The 15125-nt window shown below is 64.1% G+C and carries 16 protein-coding genes; 7 read left to right on the plus strand and 9 right to left on the minus strand.

The window, feature by feature from the left end; translation table 11 throughout:
- Positions 1 to 6: 6 nt before the first annotated feature.
- Complete coding sequence (locus tag OJJ21_RS05725) at positions 7 to 1212, minus strand: MltA domain-containing protein (protein WP_297684036.1); 1206 nt, start codon at positions 1210 to 1212, stop codon at positions 7 to 9.
- A gap of 11 nt (positions 1213 to 1223) precedes the next feature.
- On the minus strand, positions 1224 to 1892 hold the full coding sequence (locus OJJ21_RS05730) for a Tim44/TimA family putative adaptor protein (RefSeq protein ID WP_297684038.1): 669 nt from the start codon (positions 1890 to 1892) through the stop codon (positions 1224 to 1226).
- Positions 1893 to 2150: 258 nt separating this feature from the next.
- Here OJJ21_RS05730 and secB point away from each other — a divergent pair, with 258 nt between their 5' ends.
- Positions 2151 to 2627: a protein-export chaperone SecB gene (gene secB / locus OJJ21_RS05735; protein WP_297684040.1), complete on the plus strand. Its 477-nt coding sequence runs from the start codon at positions 2151 to 2153 to the stop codon at positions 2625 to 2627.
- 108 nt (positions 2628 to 2735) lie between these two features.
- A complete protein-coding gene (locus OJJ21_RS05740) occupies positions 2736 to 3269 on the plus strand; it encodes a PAS domain-containing protein (protein WP_297684042.1) in 534 nt (177 codons plus the stop codon).
- On the opposite strand, the gene OJJ21_RS05745 is transcribed toward OJJ21_RS05740, so the two are convergent.
- The 6 genes from OJJ21_RS05745 to OJJ21_RS05770 form a co-directional block, all read right to left on the minus strand.
- Complete coding sequence (locus tag OJJ21_RS05745; protein WP_297684044.1) at positions 3266 to 5380, minus strand: hybrid sensor histidine kinase/response regulator; 2115 nt, start codon at positions 5378 to 5380, stop codon at positions 3266 to 3268. The genes OJJ21_RS05740 and OJJ21_RS05745 overlap by 4 nt on opposite strands.
- A 127-nt stretch (positions 5381 to 5507) precedes the next feature.
- On the minus strand, positions 5508 to 6194 hold the full coding sequence (gene dnaQ / locus OJJ21_RS05750; protein ID WP_297684046.1) for a DNA polymerase III subunit epsilon: 687 nt from the start codon (positions 6192 to 6194) through the stop codon (positions 5508 to 5510).
- A complete protein-coding gene (gene coaE / locus OJJ21_RS05755) occupies positions 6194 to 6796 on the minus strand; it encodes a dephospho-CoA kinase (RefSeq protein WP_297684048.1) in 603 nt (200 codons plus the stop codon). The genes dnaQ and coaE overlap by 1 nt, the downstream gene beginning before the upstream one ends.
- 7 nt (positions 6797 to 6803) lie before the next feature.
- The gene (locus tag OJJ21_RS05760) at positions 6804 to 7673 is read right to left on the minus strand and encodes a shikimate dehydrogenase (RefSeq protein WP_297684050.1); all 870 of its coding nucleotides are present in this window, start codon (positions 7671 to 7673) and stop codon (positions 6804 to 6806) included.
- A 10-nt stretch (positions 7674 to 7683) separates the two neighbouring features.
- A complete protein-coding gene (locus OJJ21_RS05765) occupies positions 7684 to 8277 on the minus strand; it encodes a Maf family protein (RefSeq protein ID WP_297684052.1) in 594 nt (197 codons plus the stop codon).
- Positions 8278 to 8302: 25 nt separating this feature from the next.
- On the minus strand, positions 8303 to 9169 hold the full coding sequence (locus OJJ21_RS05770) for a pyruvate, water dikinase regulatory protein (RefSeq protein WP_297684054.1): 867 nt from the start codon (positions 9167 to 9169) through the stop codon (positions 8303 to 8305).
- 394 nt (positions 9170 to 9563) lie between these two features.
- Between OJJ21_RS05770 and hemE the strand changes: the two genes are divergently transcribed.
- Together hemE and OJJ21_RS05780 are read left to right on the plus strand one after the other, a co-directional pair.
- Positions 9564 to 10649 carry a uroporphyrinogen decarboxylase gene (gene hemE / locus OJJ21_RS05775; protein WP_297684056.1) on the plus strand — a complete coding sequence of 362 codons (1086 nt, stop codon included), beginning with the start codon at positions 9564 to 9566 and terminating at the stop codon, positions 10647 to 10649.
- A gap of 81 nt (positions 10650 to 10730) precedes the next feature.
- The gene (locus OJJ21_RS05780) at positions 10731 to 11516 is read left to right on the plus strand and encodes an alpha/beta hydrolase (protein WP_297684058.1); all 786 of its coding nucleotides are present in this window, start codon (positions 10731 to 10733) and stop codon (positions 11514 to 11516) included.
- A gap of 7 nt (positions 11517 to 11523) precedes the next feature.
- Here OJJ21_RS05780 and OJJ21_RS05785 read toward each other — a convergent pair whose 3' ends face one another.
- Positions 11524 to 12018: a hypothetical protein gene (locus tag OJJ21_RS05785; protein WP_297684060.1), complete on the minus strand. Its 495-nt coding sequence runs from the start codon at positions 12016 to 12018 to the stop codon at positions 11524 to 11526.
- Positions 12019 to 12168: 150 nt separating this feature from the next.
- Here OJJ21_RS05785 and hemH point away from each other — a divergent pair, with 150 nt between their 5' ends.
- The 3 genes from hemH to OJJ21_RS05800 all read left to right on the plus strand — a co-directional run bounded on the left by hemH (position 12169) and on the right by OJJ21_RS05800 (position 15105).
- The gene (hemH, locus tag OJJ21_RS05790) at positions 12169 to 13209 is read left to right on the plus strand and encodes a ferrochelatase (RefSeq protein ID WP_297684062.1); all 1041 of its coding nucleotides are present in this window, start codon (positions 12169 to 12171) and stop codon (positions 13207 to 13209) included.
- A 15-nt stretch (positions 13210 to 13224) separates the two neighbouring features.
- Positions 13225 to 13650 (plus strand): protoporphyrinogen oxidase HemJ, encoded by a 426-nt coding sequence (gene hemJ / locus OJJ21_RS05795; protein ID WP_297684064.1) that lies wholly within the window; start codon positions 13225 to 13227, stop codon positions 13648 to 13650.
- Positions 13651 to 13884: 234 nt separating this feature from the next.
- A complete protein-coding gene (locus tag OJJ21_RS05800; protein ID WP_297684066.1) occupies positions 13885 to 15105 on the plus strand; it encodes an efflux RND transporter periplasmic adaptor subunit in 1221 nt (406 codons plus the stop codon).
- Positions 15106 to 15125 lie beyond the last annotated feature (20 nt).

Consider the following 15125-nt stretch of genomic DNA (forward strand, 5'->3'; position numbering starts at 1 on the left):
GTGCGATTACGAAACAGCGGCGAGCTTCGCCGCCACAGTTTTCGGCAGCAGCAGCCAGAAACGGCCCGGATGCTTCATGCGGCCGGCCACGCTTTCGGCCTGCACCCCGGCACCCCAGAACACATCACCGCGCACCGCGCCGCGAATGGCGCCGCCGGTATCCTGCGCCACCATCAGTCGCTGCAGCGGCTTATCGCCCGTGGGCAGCGCCGGCTGCTGGGCATCGAGCCAGACCGGCAGGCCCAGCGCGAAATGGCTGCGGTCCACCGCCAGGCTGCGGCCGGGCACCAGGGCCACGCCCTGGGCGCCGGGCGGACCATCGAGATCGTCTTTCGGCGCCGGCAGTTCGCGGAAAAACACGTAGGACGGATTCTGCCGCAGCAGATCGGGCGCCGCATCCGGGTTGGCGCGCAGCCAGGCGCGGATCGCCTGCATCGAGACGTCCTCGCGGCTCAGCGTGCCGCGATCGATCATCACCCGGCCGATCGCCACATAGGGATGGCCGTTCTGCGCCGCAAAGCCGACCCGGGTTTTCGCGCCGCTGTCGAGCTGCACCAGGCCAGAGCCCTGCACCTGCAGGAAAAAGGCATCGGACGCATCGTCGAGCCAGACCAGCTCCAGATTCCTGTTGGCGAGCGCTCCGGCCTCGATGGCGCCGCGATCCTCGTAGGGCCGCAGGCGGCCGTCGCGCACCCGGCCGGCAATGCGCTGGCCTTTCAGACTGTCGCGGAATTCGCCGAGATCGACCTGCACCAGATCTGGCGGCTGGCGATACAGCGGCACGGTGTAGCGGCCCTGTTTCTGGCGGCTGCCGCGCACCAGCGGTTCGTAATAGCCCGTGAAAAGCCCTTCGGCTTTGCCGTCGCCAATCACCGCGACCGGCTGCAATTCGCTTTCGACCAGGCGGCGCAGGGCGCTGTCATCGCCCGGCGGCAAGGCCGCCAGTGCCGTGCAGAACGGCTTCCAGTCATTCCCGGTGCCGTAGCGGTCGTGACTGTCGAGGCCGCGGTCGTTGCGCGGCATCATGCGCGCGCAGCTGCGGTTCAACGCCGGCAGTGCTTCTGTCACGCGGTCGGCGCTGTAACCGGGCAGGTCGGCAAAGCGGGCGGGCTGGAAGGCGATGGCCGGCGGCGCGGGCGGCGGCTTGGGAGCGCAGGCGGCGGCGGCCAACAGAACGAGGAGTGCGAGACTGCGCCGCCCCAGACGAACCACCGGTCCGCGCCTCAGTTCGGCGCAGAGGTGGCGATCAGCGTCCAGTTCGGATCGCGCGAGCGGGTGTCACGGGCGAAGGTCCAGATATCGGTGACCTGCTCGACGCTGTTGGCATGGCCGCTGATCACATGGCCCTGGGCATCCTTGGTGACGCTGATCAGCTCGGACTCGAACTTCACCGTCACTTCGGCAATGCGGTTGTTCACCTGGGTCTCGATGATCGTGGCGCCACGCAGACCCACGAAGGTGGTCTCCATGGTTTCATTGCGCTTGGCGCGCTCGTCGATGGCACCGGCGAAATCGCTGAAGACATCGCGCGACAACAGCGGTCGCAGGGCCTCCTTGTCGCCGGCGGCAAAGGCGGTCACCACCATTTCATAGGCGGCCTTGGCGCCGCCAAGGAATTCGGCGGCGTCGAAATTGGGTTCGACCGCGCGCAGCGGCGCCAGGACGGCCTCCTGCGCTGCATCAACCGGCGCGGGGCGCGGCGGCAGGGCGACCACATTATCGTCGGCGGCATCGTCAGGGCCTGCCGCGTCCTCTTTCTCGGCATAGGGCGGCCGGCGGCGTTTCTGCTCATGGCCGGTGCGCTGGCCCAGCACGGCACGCAGGCGCAGCGCTATGAAGCCGGCGATGGCGCCGAGCAGAAGAATGTCTAGAAACTGGAAACCATCGCCCATCGGATGCCTGATACCTTCTTTTCGCGAATTTTACCCCTACCGCAGAGGGCGGTCCAGCCATGCCGCCCCGGAAGCCGCCCTATGCCGGGGAAATAAGAGTAAATCATGGCAAGACAAGCGCAACCGGGGTGTATTCTGCGCCGTAAACTGCAGGGGTGCCCGGGTCACCGTCTTGTCGATATCCGCCAAAGCATGCTAGGGACAGCCCGCCCTCACGCGACAGACAGTCTGGAATAAGACGGAAAGACAGAGCCGGCCATGACCGATACCGCCAATCCGCCGCCGGGTTTCGACCCCAACAGTGCGCCGCATTTCGGCCTGAATGCGCAATATACCAAGGATCTGTCTTTCGAGCATCCGATGGCGCCGCGCACCTTCAGCATCCAGGCTGCGCCGCAGATTTCGGTCAATGTCGGCACCGCCGCCGAGCGCGTCAACGACAGCCTGTTCGAGGTGACACTGCGCATCCTGTGCGAAGCCAAGCATGGCGAGGAAGTCGCCTTCGTGGTCGACCTGCATTATGCCGGTCTGTTCACGCTGTCGAACATTCCGGCCGAGCATGTCGAGCCGCTGCTGCTGGTCGAGGCCCCGCGCCTGCTGTTTCCGTTTGCCCGCCGCATCGTCGCCGATGCAACCCGCGACGGCGGCATGCCGCCGCTGATGCTGGATCCGATCGATTTCGTGCAGCAGTATCAGCGCAGCAAGCAGACCGAAGCGCAGGCCGGCACCGCGTAATACAGCCGGGTAACACAGCCGGTTTTCCTTGCCATCCCCGGTGGCTGCCACCAAGCTGATCATCGCCTGGGGCGACGGCAAAAAAAACAGGGGGAAGGTCGGGTAATCATGTCGCTGGACGACGAGATCCGCAATTCGGCGTATCCGCGCCTGATCGGCACTGCGTTTCTCGATCGCTGCTCGCCCAAAATCCGGCGCTTCTGGGAATACTGGGACAGCCGGCGCGGCGGCAAGCCGATGCCCGGCCGGCACGACATCGATCCGCTGGATATTCCCAGCGATCTGCTGCCCGGCATCCTGCTCACCGAGGTTCTGCGCCAGCCGCCCTGGCTGCGTTATCGCCTGGTCGGTACCGCCCAGGTGGCGCTGCGCGGTCGCGACCCGACCGGCCAGCCGGTGCAGGGCAATTACATGGGCTCCCATCTGGGTGTCGCCGGCGACGATGTGATGCTGAACTACCGCATTGTCATCGAGAAGCGGACGCCGGTTTACACCTACAATCCCGTGGTCGGTGCCCTGCCGGATGGCAGCTCGCTGCGGGCGTCCTCACTGCGGGCGAACAGCTCGCTGCTGATGCCGCTGTCGCCCGATGGCGAGACCGTCGACATGGTCTTCTGTTTCAGCGATCTGGAGGACCCTTAAGCGACCGCCGCTGGCTGCACGCCGATGGCGCGCAGCAGTTTCTCCAATTCGACCGGTTTGGCAACGATGGCGTCGAAACCGGCGATTTCATAGCGCGCCACGGCTTCCGGCACGACATCGGCGGTGAGCGCAATGATACGCTGCTTGCGGCCATGCGGCAGACTGCGCAGCCGGTGATGCGTTTCGATACCGTCCATTTCCGGCATGTGGATATCGAGCAGCACGATATCGAAAACCTGTGTCTCGGCCGCCCGTATCGCCGCCATACCGCTATCGACCAGCACCAGGGCTTTACAGAACGGCGTCAGCAGGGTTTCCACGATACGGCGATTGACGTGATTGTCGTCGACGCAGAGCACGCGCGGCGGTCCGGCCGAGCCAGGATACGGCATTGCCGCCGATAGGGTCTCGTCGTCGTCGTCCGGCAGCTCGGCCGGAATCTCGATCCAGAACAGCGCACCGCGGCCCAGCTGGCTCTGGCAGCCGATCTCGCCGCCGAGCAGGTGAGACAGCCGGCGGCAGATCGCCAGGCCGAGGCCGGTGCCGCCGAAACGCCGCGAGGTGGAGGCATCCGCCTGGGCAAAGCGTTCGAAAATGGTGGCCTGGACCGCCGGCGAAATGCCGGAACCGGTATCCTCGACCTCGAAACGAATGCCTGCAACATCGCCGGGCAGTCGCACCGGCCGGGCACGCAGAATGATCTGGCCGGCAGACGTGAACTTCACCGCATTGCCGATCAGGTTGACCAGGATCTGCCGCAGGCGCATCGGATCGCTTTCGATGCTTGCCGGGGCGGCCGGATCGATCTCGATGCGGAAAGCCAGTTTCTTCTGGGCGCAGGCGGATGAGAACAGCGAGGACATGGTATCCATCAGCACCGGCAGGCGGATCGCACTCGGCGCGACTTTCAGCTTGCCCGCTTCAAGCCGGGAATAATCGAGAATGTCGTTGATGATCGTGAGCAGGCTTTCCGCCGATTCACGGATCACGCCGACATAGTCGCGCGCCGTGGCTTCCAGCGGCAGCCCTTCCAGCGCCTGGGCCATGCCCAGCACGCCGTTCATCGGCGTGCGGATTTCATGGCTCATGGTGGCAAGGAATTCGCTTTTCACTGTGGCCAGCCGTTCGGCGCGCGCGGTCTGATCCTGCAGATCGCTGTTGAGCGCGGCCAGCGTGCGCGCCTTGCCCTCGCGGTCCGCCAGCATGTGCAGGCCGAGGACAAGCGCGATAAGACCGCCGATCATGACCAGCAGCGAGATCACGCTGATGATGGTCGCGAGCGATTGCCAGTTGGCGATGCCGGTCGCCAGCGAACGCGATGTCGACAGCACCAGTTGATCGTTGAACAGCCGCCGCACCGCGACAATGCGCTGCTCGCCGGTAAAAGGATTGGTATAAACGCCGCTATGGGCGTTTTGTCCGCTGGCAGCAAACCCTTGATAAGCGATCACGAGTGCCTGCGATTTGCCGATCTCGTTTTCGCGCCAGGGCGAGCGCGCGATCATCACGAAATCCCGATTCAGCAAAGTGACGTAATCGCCTTCCGCAACCGCAGTCTCAAACGCACGCGCATAGGCATGAGGGTCGATAATGGCGCCGATGACGCCCTTGAAGTTTCCCTCATTGTCGCGCACCGCCATGCTGAGATTCAGCTGCCAGTCTCCGTCGACGCTGTTTTTGCTCGGGCCGGTGAACAGGAATCCGCCCGCCGTGCTGCCGCGCAGTCTGGCGAAGGATTCGGTGGCGGCGGCGTTGTAGGGCCGGATCGGATGCGACCGCGAGGAAAACAGGCCTTCGCCCCTGGCATCGACCACACCGAGCGCGCGCGCATAGGCAAGCTGTTTTTCGAGCTGCGCAAGATGGTTGTGCATCATGGCCGGATCATGGCCATCGAACTGCCACAGCAGCTCGATCTTCTCGAGCACGAAGCCCGCGCTTTGCAGGGCATTCTCGATTTCCTGGGCGCGGATTTCGCCCTGCCGCTCCAGGTCGCCGGTCTCTTCCATGATCGCGGCGTCGCGCAGCGACGTATGGACATAGTGGTTCAGTCCGGCCAGCGGCATAAAAATCGCGCCGAGATAGACGATGCAAAGGATGATGACGCGACGCATCGCTGGGCGGCTCGGGCTGGCTTTTGACCGGGTTGTCTGGACTTGCAGATTAGTTTGGCCGGCCGCCGCGGCGATATTGGGTTGTGATAAGGTTACCGGAAAATTACCTGTCCCGGTGTCGCCGGCTTCACTCCACTTTGAGCCAGATCGCGTCCTTCAGTTTGCCGACAAACGCGGCATGGGCCGCCAGCTCCTCGGCGCTGGCGGCGTGCGGCCGCGGCGGCCGGGCCGGGCCGCGCTGCTGCAGTGTCGCCATCAAACTCTCGCCCGCCTCGCTGCCGGCAAGGCCGAGGCCCTGCTGCCGGCCGCCGATCAGTTCCAGATAGACCTCGGCGAGCAGTTCGGCATCGAGCAGGGCGCCGTGCTTGATGCGCGCCGAATTGTCGATGCTGAAGCGTTTGCACAGTGCATCGAGGCTGACCTGGGCGCCGGGGAATTTCTGGCGTGCCAGCCGCACCGTATCGATGGCGCGTTCCATGGCGATATGCGGGAAGCCGTTGAGCCGCGCCAGTTCGGCATTCAGGAAGCTGAGGTCGAAGGCCGCGTTATGGATCACCAGCGGATCCTCGCCGATGAAGGCGCAGAATTCCGCGGCGACAGCGGAGAAGAGCGGCTTGTCCTTGAGGAATTCATCGGACAGGCCGTGCACCTTGAAGGCGTCTTCCGGCATCGACCGCTCGGGATTGATGTAGACGTGGTAATGCTGGCCGGTCGGGATGTGGTTGACCAGTTCGATACAGCCGATTTCGACCAGCCGGTCGCCCTCATTGGCCTTGAAGCCGGTGGTTTCGGTATCGAGCACGATCTCGCGCATCAGCTGTTTCCTGCCTTGTGCCGCAATGTGGCGATCAGTGCCTCGACCTGTTTTTCGGTCTCGGCCAGACTGACGCCGGTATCGATGACATAATCCGCCCGCGCGCGTTTTTCAGCATCGGGCATCTGGTTGGACAATATGCCGGCAAGTTTTTCCGCCGACATGCCGGGCCGCGCCAGCGCGCGGTCGCGCTGCATCGCCTCCGGCGCGCTCACCACCACGATGACATCCAGGTTCCTGGCGCTGCTGCCTTCCAGCAGCATCTGGATTTCCAGCACCACCATCGGCTCGCCGCGCTGTTCGGCCGCGCGCAGGAAGGCTTCGCGCAGGCCGGCCACCAGCGGATGCACGATGGCCTCCAGCCGTTTGATCTCGGCCGGCTTGCCGACCACCAGCCGCGACAGCGCGGCGCGGTCGACCGCACCATCATGCAGGCTGCCTGGGAAGGCCTCCCCGACCGGGTCGACGGCCGCGCCGCCGCGTTCATAAAGCGTGTGGACGGCGGCATCGGCATCGAAGACCGGGATACCGCGGGCCGCGAACATCTTCGCCACCGTGGTCTTGCCCATGCCGATGGAGCCGGTGAGGCCGATTTTCAGCATGCGCGCCTCATGCCAGCACTGCGGCCCGCAGTTGCGGCGTCACCGCCGGCGCCACGCCGAACCAGGCCTGAAAGCCCGGCCGGCCCTGGTGCAGCAGCATGCCCAGGCCATCCACCGCCGGGTTGCCGCGCGCCCGGGCCCGGGCCAGCAGGTCGGTTTCCAGCGGGGTATAGACGATGTCGCTGACCAGCGCGGCGCGCGGCAGGTCGTCGAGCGGCAGGTCCAGCGCCGGCTGGCCGGTCATCCCGAGGCTGGTGGTATTGACCAGCAGGCCGGCGCCGCCAAGCGCGGCAGCCCGTTCTTCCCAGTCGAGCGCGGTAATGGCCGGGCCGAATTCCGCCGCCAGCGATTCAGCCTTGTCGAAACTGCGATTGACCAGACGCAGCTCGGAGACGCCGGCATCGAGCAGGGCAACGATAATGGCCCGGGCAGCCCCGCCGGCGCCCAGCACGACGGCCGGTGCGGCCGCGACCTGCCAGCCTGCCATGTTTTCGTTTTCACCGGCAGCGGCCCTCAGGCTTTCGAAAAAACCGAAGGCATCGGTATTGCTGCCGAACAGGCTGCCATCGGGCTGCACAACAATCGTGTTCACCGCGCCGATGCGCCGGGCCACCGGATCGATCTGCGCCAGATACGGCAGTACCGCGACCTTGTGCGGAATCGTGACGTTCACGCCGCGGAAGCCCGGCTCCCTGGGCAGGGCGGCCATAAAGGCCGCCAGATTCTCGGGTGGCACCGGCAGTCTGTCGTAGCGGCCGGTCAGGCCGTGCTGCTGCAGCCAGAAGCCGTGCAGCTTCGGCGAGCGCGAATGATCGACCGGCCAGCCGATCACGCCGGCGCGCGGAATGATGTCGTCTCCGGTATCGAAGGCCGTCATGCGCCCATACTCATGAACGGAGCACCTTGTTCTCGCGCAGGATGGCGAGCAGTGGCAGCAGCGGCAGGCCGAGAATGGAGAAGAAGTCACCCTGGATGCGGCTGAACAGCTGCACGCCGAGGCCTTCGAGCTGGTAACAGCCGACACTGTGCAGCACGGCGTCGCCGGCCTGGGCCAGGTAGGCATCGAGGAAGCCATCGGAGAAATCGCGCATGGTCAGCTTCGCACTTTCGACATGACGCCAGATCACGCTGCCACCGCGCGCCAGCACCACGGCGCTGACCAGATCATGCGTCTTGCCGCGCAGGGACTGCAGCTGTTGGCGCGCCGCCTCCATGTCGGCGGGCTTGTCATACCAGCGGCCGCCGCAGTCGAGCATGGAATCGGCGGCGATGACGAAATCCTGCGTGGCACCATGGCTGACGCGATGCGCCTTCAGCTCGGCCAGCGCCGTGGCGGCATCGCGCACGCCGGCGCCGTCCGCCTTCAGCGCCAGCTTGATTTCCTCTTCATCGACCCGCACCGGCACGATATCGAAATCGAGACCGGCGGCGCGCAGCATGGCCGCACGCGACGCACTGGCAGACGCAAGAATCAGACTCACGATATCGATCTCACGGTATCAATCTTCACTGGGCGGATCCTTCAAGATCGAGATCCTGCTGCCGGCGCTGTTCCTCGCGACGCGTATGCAGGTTGAGGATCGCCGCGGCGGTTTCCTCGATCGAGCGGCGGGTGACGTCGATCACCGGCCAGTTATGCTTGGTGCAGAGCTTGCGCGCGATGCTGAGTTCCTCGCGCACGCGTTCGTCGTCCACATAGGCCGTCTCGGTTGTCTGGTTCATCGAGATCAGCCGGCTGCGGCGGATCGAGACCAGGCGGTCGGGCGAGGTGGTCAGGCCGACCACCAGGGGATTTTTCAGCAGCTCGACCTCATTCGGAATGACCAGGCCAGGCACGATCGGCACATTGGCGGTCTTGAAGCCGCGGTTTGCCAGATAGATCGAGGTCGGGGTCTTGGAGGTACGCGACACGCCGACCAGCACGATATCGGCCTTGTCGATATCCTCCAGATGCTGGCCGTCGTCATGGGCGATGGTGAAATGCATCGCATCGATGCGATGGAAATATTCCGCATCCATTTCATGCTGGCGGCCCGGCAGGTTGACCGCCTTTTCGCCGAGATACTTGCCAAAGGCCATGATCACCGGATCGAGCACCGGCACGATCGGCAGTTTCGCCTTGGCGCAACCCTTGATCAGGATTTCGCGCAGCTCCTGGTCGACGATGGTGAACAGCACCAGTCCGCCCATGGCGGCGATGGCTTCCACCACGCGTTCCATCTGCAGCGGCTTGCGCACCAGTGCCCAGGTGTGGGTTTCGACCTCTTCCTGGGACTTCTGGAACTGCACCAACGCCGCCTTCGCCACCGATTTGAGCGTTTCGCCGGTGGCGTCGGAAACCAGGTGAATATGCGGCCGGGCGGTTTTCGGCATCAGTCTTTCGCAGGTCGAATCATGGGGATAAAGGGCATAAGGCAGGGGTTTTCCCCAATCGGTTCAATTTCATGCCCGGAAGCAGGATTCCATGCAACCGGCCTGTCACCGCTGGATCGATTTTGTGACGCCCCTGTGGAAAGTGGGGAGGAACTGCAATTCCGTCACAATGCTTACCCATCCCCGTTATCCCCATAATTCCATATTGGGATCCGGCGCCATTCTGTGCGGGTTTTGACGCGCTTATCCCCGGACAGGCGGAATCCGCTGCTCGATCCGGGAATTTGGATAGAATCCGGGATTGCCGCCGGATGACCGATTATCCCCGACTCTCACCGCACTACTGCCTCCACTATCTCTTTTAATTTAAATTAAAATAGAAGAGGAATAAGGCATGAGCCCTGTTCCTGCGGCCCCGAGCATGGGGCAAAAAGCCATCCAGCCGACCAAACCCCTGTTGCGTACGCTGGCTGGCCTGCCGAGCCATCGCCCGCCGCTGTGGCTGATGCGCCAGGCCGGCCGTTACCTGCCGGAATATCGCCAGACCCGCGCCCAGGCCGGCAGTTTCCTCGAGCTTTGCTACAATCCGGAACTGGCCGCCGAAGTCACCCTGCAGCCGATCCGGCGGTTTGGCTTCGATGCCGCCATCCTGTTCGCCGACATCTTGCTGATCCCGCAGGCGCTGGGCCAGCATCTGGCCTTCAGGGAAAACGAAGGGCCGGTGCTGGATGCAATCCGCACCTCGGGTGAACTGGCTCGCCTGAACCCCGGTGGCATCCACAAGACGCTGGGACCGGTCTACGAGGCGGTCGGGCGCATCAAGGCGGCGCTGCCCCCTGACTGCACCCTGATCGGCTTTGCCGGGGCGCCCTGGACGGTTGCGACCTATATGCTGGAAGGCAAGGGATCGAAGGAGTTTGCCGCCGCCAAGACCTGGGCCTTCGGCAATCCGCTCGGCCTGCAGACGCTGATGGAAATCCTGATCGAGGCCACGGTGGCCTATCTGGACCGCCAGGTGCAGGCCGGCGCCGAGGTGGTGCAGCTGTTCGATACCTGGGCCGGTGTGCTGCCGGAACAGGAATTCCGCAAATTCTGCATCGAACCGGTGCGTCGGATCATTGCTGCGCTGAAGGAGAAATATCCCGCGCTGCCGGTGATCGCCTTCCCGCGCGGCGCCGGTGCCCTGTACGAAGGCTATGCCCAGGCCACCGGGGCCGATGCGCTGGGGCTGGATTACACCATGCCGCTGGGCTGGACACGCGATCATCTCTGGAACAAGACCGTGGTGCAGGGCAATCTCGATCCGCGCCTCCTGGTGGTCGGCGGTTCGGCCATGGCCGAAGCCGTGCATCGCCTGCTCGCCACCTTCCAGGGCCGCAACCACATCTTCAACCTCGGCCATGGCATCGTGCCGGAAACGCCGGTCGGCCATGTCGAGGAACTGGTCAGACTGGTGAAGGGTACGGCAACGGAAGCCTAAGGGGGCAGATTGCGGGGGGAAGTCATGCGACGCTGGTCAGTGTGGATTGTTCTTGCGATTCTATGTCTGGCATCTGGCGCGATGACGCCATGGGCTGCGGCCCAGGTGCTGCCGGCCCATTACGGCCAGAGCGAATTGCCGCCGCTGGACAATCCGGGCAAAACCATTCTTCTGCTGTTCAGTCATGGCTCCGGGCAGGAGTTCGTCAACGACCCCTGCGAAATGCAGAAATACAACGCCGCCTACGGCGTGCCGGCCATCGTGCATGACCTCTATGGGCAGGCGGTTGGCGATCTGAAGATCGTCGTTGATGGATATTGCACACCGACCCGGCGCGGCTATTACAATATGAACGACCACAGTGGCGATCCGAAGGTGATGCTGCGTGCCAATGATATCGAGGCACGGGCCAGAAGCTTCATTGCGGCCGGCGTGCCGGCGAAACAGATTTTCCTGGTCGGTCATTCAGCCGGCGGCTGGGCATCGCTGATGCTGAAGGCGCGCAATCCCGAGCTTGCCAACAGCGTGATTGCCTTTGCGCCGGCCTTTGCCGGTCAGCGCAAAGGCCGCAAGCCAGGGTGGGAGTGGCTGCACGAAAAATATGCCGGTGAAATTCAGAAGGCGACGCGGCTCGATGCCATGGTCTTCGCCATCGAGAACGATGCCTTTGAAACGCCGGAACACCTGAAGTTTCTCAGTGCCATCCCCGGCGTGACGCAGGTTGTGGTGCCGGACAACAAGATCGAACAGGTGGCGTGCGACAGTTCGACCTCAAGTCATGCACTGGTGCGCAATCCCTGTTTCCGCCACACTCAGTTTGACCGGCTGAAACAATACATCGAACAGCGTCTGCAGGACGCGCAGTGATGCGGGATCACATCCGCGCGAGATCCTCGATGGCGGCAGCGACCATGCCGGTGCCGGCCGCGATCATCAGGATATCGCCGGCCACGCGCACGTATTTGTGGCCGGCTGGTGGTGTGCTCATGCGGATCATCAGTTCGGGCGGCAGGCTGTAAAAGATCACGTCGTGCGGCAGTGGCCGGCCCATCATCCATTTCTTCGCCTGACCCGGCGGCAGGCAGCCGTTGTTCTTCTTGGCCAGGCCGGGCGGGCAGCGACCGCCCGGGGGCGGGCCACCGAAATACTCGCGCACCGCCATACGGTCATTGTCGTTGAAGCTGATATTGATCGAGACGCCGCCGCCGGAGCCGCCGGGGCCCCTGTCGGGCTTGCCGCGACCCGGACCTGCCTCCTTCTTGCCGCCAGGCGGATCGGCATAGGCCGTCAGCGGCGCGGCCAGGCCAGTGGCCGCGATTGCCAGCGCCAGGACAGTTGCGGTGACGCGGAAAGGAGAGGTGGTGGGCATGGGGATATCATCCTGAAATTGGCCCGGGTTTGGGCGCTATGATCCTTTCCAACGATTGCGGCGTATCTTTGTTACAAAAACCACCGGATTCAGGCCGGGTTCCCCTGCCGGACTTTGCTCTGTGCCCATCCCTCCTTTAAGTCTAGGACCATGTCCCAGCCTGCCTCATCGTCCAAAACCGCAGTTGTCCTGTTCAATCTCGGCGGCCCCGACAGCCCGCAGGCGGTGCAGCCTTTCCTGTTCAACCTGTTCAACGATCCGGCGATCATCCGGCTGCCCAATCCGTTCCGCTGGCTGGTGGCGAAACTGATCTCCACGCGGCGCGCGCCGGTGGCGGCCGAAATCTATGGCAAGATGGGCGGGCGCTCGCCGATCCTGCCGCAGACCGAGGCGCAGGCCGCCGCATTGCAGACGGCACTTGGCGATCATCACCGCGTCTTCATCGCCATGCGCTACTGGCATCCCTTCGCGCAGGAGACGGCACGCGCGGTGAAGGCCTGGGGCGCCGAGCGCGTCGTGCTGCTGCCGCTCTATCCGCAATTTTCCACCACCACGACGGCGTCTTCCTTCACCGACTGGCAGCGCGCCGCACAGGCGGCGGGCCTGGCCGTGCCGACAGCGGCGATCGGCTGCTATGCCGATGAACCGGGGTTCGTCGCCGCGCAGGCCGCCCTGCTGCGCGACCGCCTGCCGGAAGCGGAAACCAAAGGCCCGGTGCGAATCCTGTTCTCAGCGCATGGCCTACCGAAAAAGATCGTCACCGATGGCGATCCCTATCAGATGCAGGTCGAACGCAGTGTCGCCGCGATTCTGCAGCAGCTGAACCGCCCCGATCTCGACAGCCGCATCTGTTTCCAGAGCCGGGTCGGTCCGCTGGAATGGATCGGGCCGGCCACCGATGCCGAGATCACCCAGGCAGCAAAGGATGGCTGCTCCATCGTCGTCGTACCGGTGGCTTTCGTGTCGGAGCATTCCGAAACGCTGGTCGAACTGGATATCGAATATGCCGAACTGGCGCACCACAACGGTGCCAGAGGCTACAGCCGTGTGCCGACCGTCGGCGCGCAGCCCGCATTCATTGCCGGGCTGGCACAGATGATCCATGCCGCGCGGTTCGATGCGATCCCGCATTGCGGCTTCGGCCCGCGGCCCTGCGGCACGGCCTGGCGCCGTTGCGCCTGTACCGAGTAACGTGGAAGAAGCGACATGCTTTACGAATGGCTGAAAGCTCTGCACATCATTTCGATCATCGCCTGGATGGCGGGGATGCTGTATCTGCCGCGCCTGTTCGTTTACCACGCTGCCGCCGAACCCGGCTCGAAGGAATCCGAAACCTTCAAGCTGATGGAACGCCGGCTGCTCAAAGCCATCATCAATCCGGCGATGGGCGCGGCCTGGATCTTCGGCGGCACCATGGTCTGGCTCGGCCACCACTGGGACCAGCCCTGGTTCTGGGCCAAGTTCGCCCTGGTGCTGGGCATGCAGGCGGTCCACGGCAATATGGTGGGCTGGCAGCGGGCCTTTGAAGAGGATCGCAATACACGCAGCCAGCGCTTCTACCGCATGGTCAATGAAATCCCGACCGTGCTGATGATCGGCATCGTGCTGCTGGTGATCCTGAAGCCTTTCTGATCCTGACAGCGGCTGTCAGCAGTGACATTGTCAGCCGACAACGTTCCCTTTGTGTACTAATTAACCTGATGGTATTAGACGCCCAAACCATCCGATGATGTCCACACACCGGCGACATCGCTAAGGTGCCGCTACGTCAGTCTTTCGTGTCATATGTCACACAGGATTGGCTTGTCGGCTGTGCGATAGCCGCATACTTCTTCGCGCATGCAAAAAATAAGTGGGGGTCTCCCAATGTCTTTCGGTAAGTTCCGCAACGGCGCTCTGGCGATTGCCGTTTTGACTGGTATCGGCTCGCTGGCACAGGCCCTTCTGGCACCGGCCGCCCTGGCCCAGGGCGGCCCGCCGCCGGTGACGGTGGCCAAGCCGGTGGTCCGCGCCGTCGTCGAAATGGATGAATATACCGGCCGCTTCGATGCCATCGGTGCGGTGGAAATCCGCGCCCGCGTGAACGGTTATCTCGACACCGTGCATTTCCAGGACGGCGCCATGGTGAACCAGGGCGACCTGCTGTTCACCATCGACCGCCGCACCTACCAGGCCGCTTTCAACCAAGCCCAGGCCACGCTGAACAGCCGCCAGACCGAGTTCGATCTCGCCAAGCTGGAATTCGAACGCTACCAGAAACTGACGCAGACCGGCGCGGCGGCGGCGGCGACACTCGACCAGCGCCGCCAGACTTTCCTGGCCGCGCAGGCCAATATCGCCGGTGCGCGGGCCGCCGCCGAGACCACTCGCCTGCAGCTCAGCTTTACCGAAGTGCGCGCACCGATCGCCGGCCGCATCTCGCGCAAGCTGGTGACCGAAGGCAACCTGGTGCGTGAGAACGAGACGCTGCTGACCACCGTCGTGCAGGTCGATCCGGTGCATTTCTATTTCGACATCGACGAGCGGTCGTATCTGTCCTACCAGCGTATCGCCAAGCAGGGCGGCCAGAGCAGCAGCGGCGGCAGCAACGGCCGCGGCCTGCAGGTTTCGGTGATGCTGACCGACGAGAAGACCTTTGTGCATCAGGGCGTGCTCGACTTCACCGACAATCGTTTGGATTCCGCCACAGGAACCATGCGTCTGCGCGCCGTCTTCCAGAACAAGGACCAGTTCCTGACGCCGGGCCTGTTCGGCCGCATCGCCGTGCCGGGCAGCCCGGAATACCAGGCGGTGATGCTGCCCGACGAAGCGATCCTGACCGATCTGGACCGGCGCTATGTCTATGTCGTCGGCGACGGCGGCGCGGTGCAGCAGCGGCCGGTGCGGGTGGGATCGCGCACCGACAACTACCGCATCATCCGCGAAGGCCTGAAGGGCGACGAGACCGTGGTGATCAACGGCCTGCAGCGCGTGCGTCTGGGCGGCGGCAAGGTGACGCCGCAGCCGGTGGAACTGCCCAAGGTCTGGGCCGGCCTGATGGCGCTGCCGCAGCCCCAGGCCGCCCAGCAGCCGGCGCCGGCCAAGTAATTCCACAGATTATAGCCAGA

This window comes from Ferrovibrio sp., from assembly GCF_025869515.1.
Lineage (GTDB): Bacteria > Pseudomonadota > Alphaproteobacteria > Ferrovibrionales > Ferrovibrionaceae > Ferrovibrio.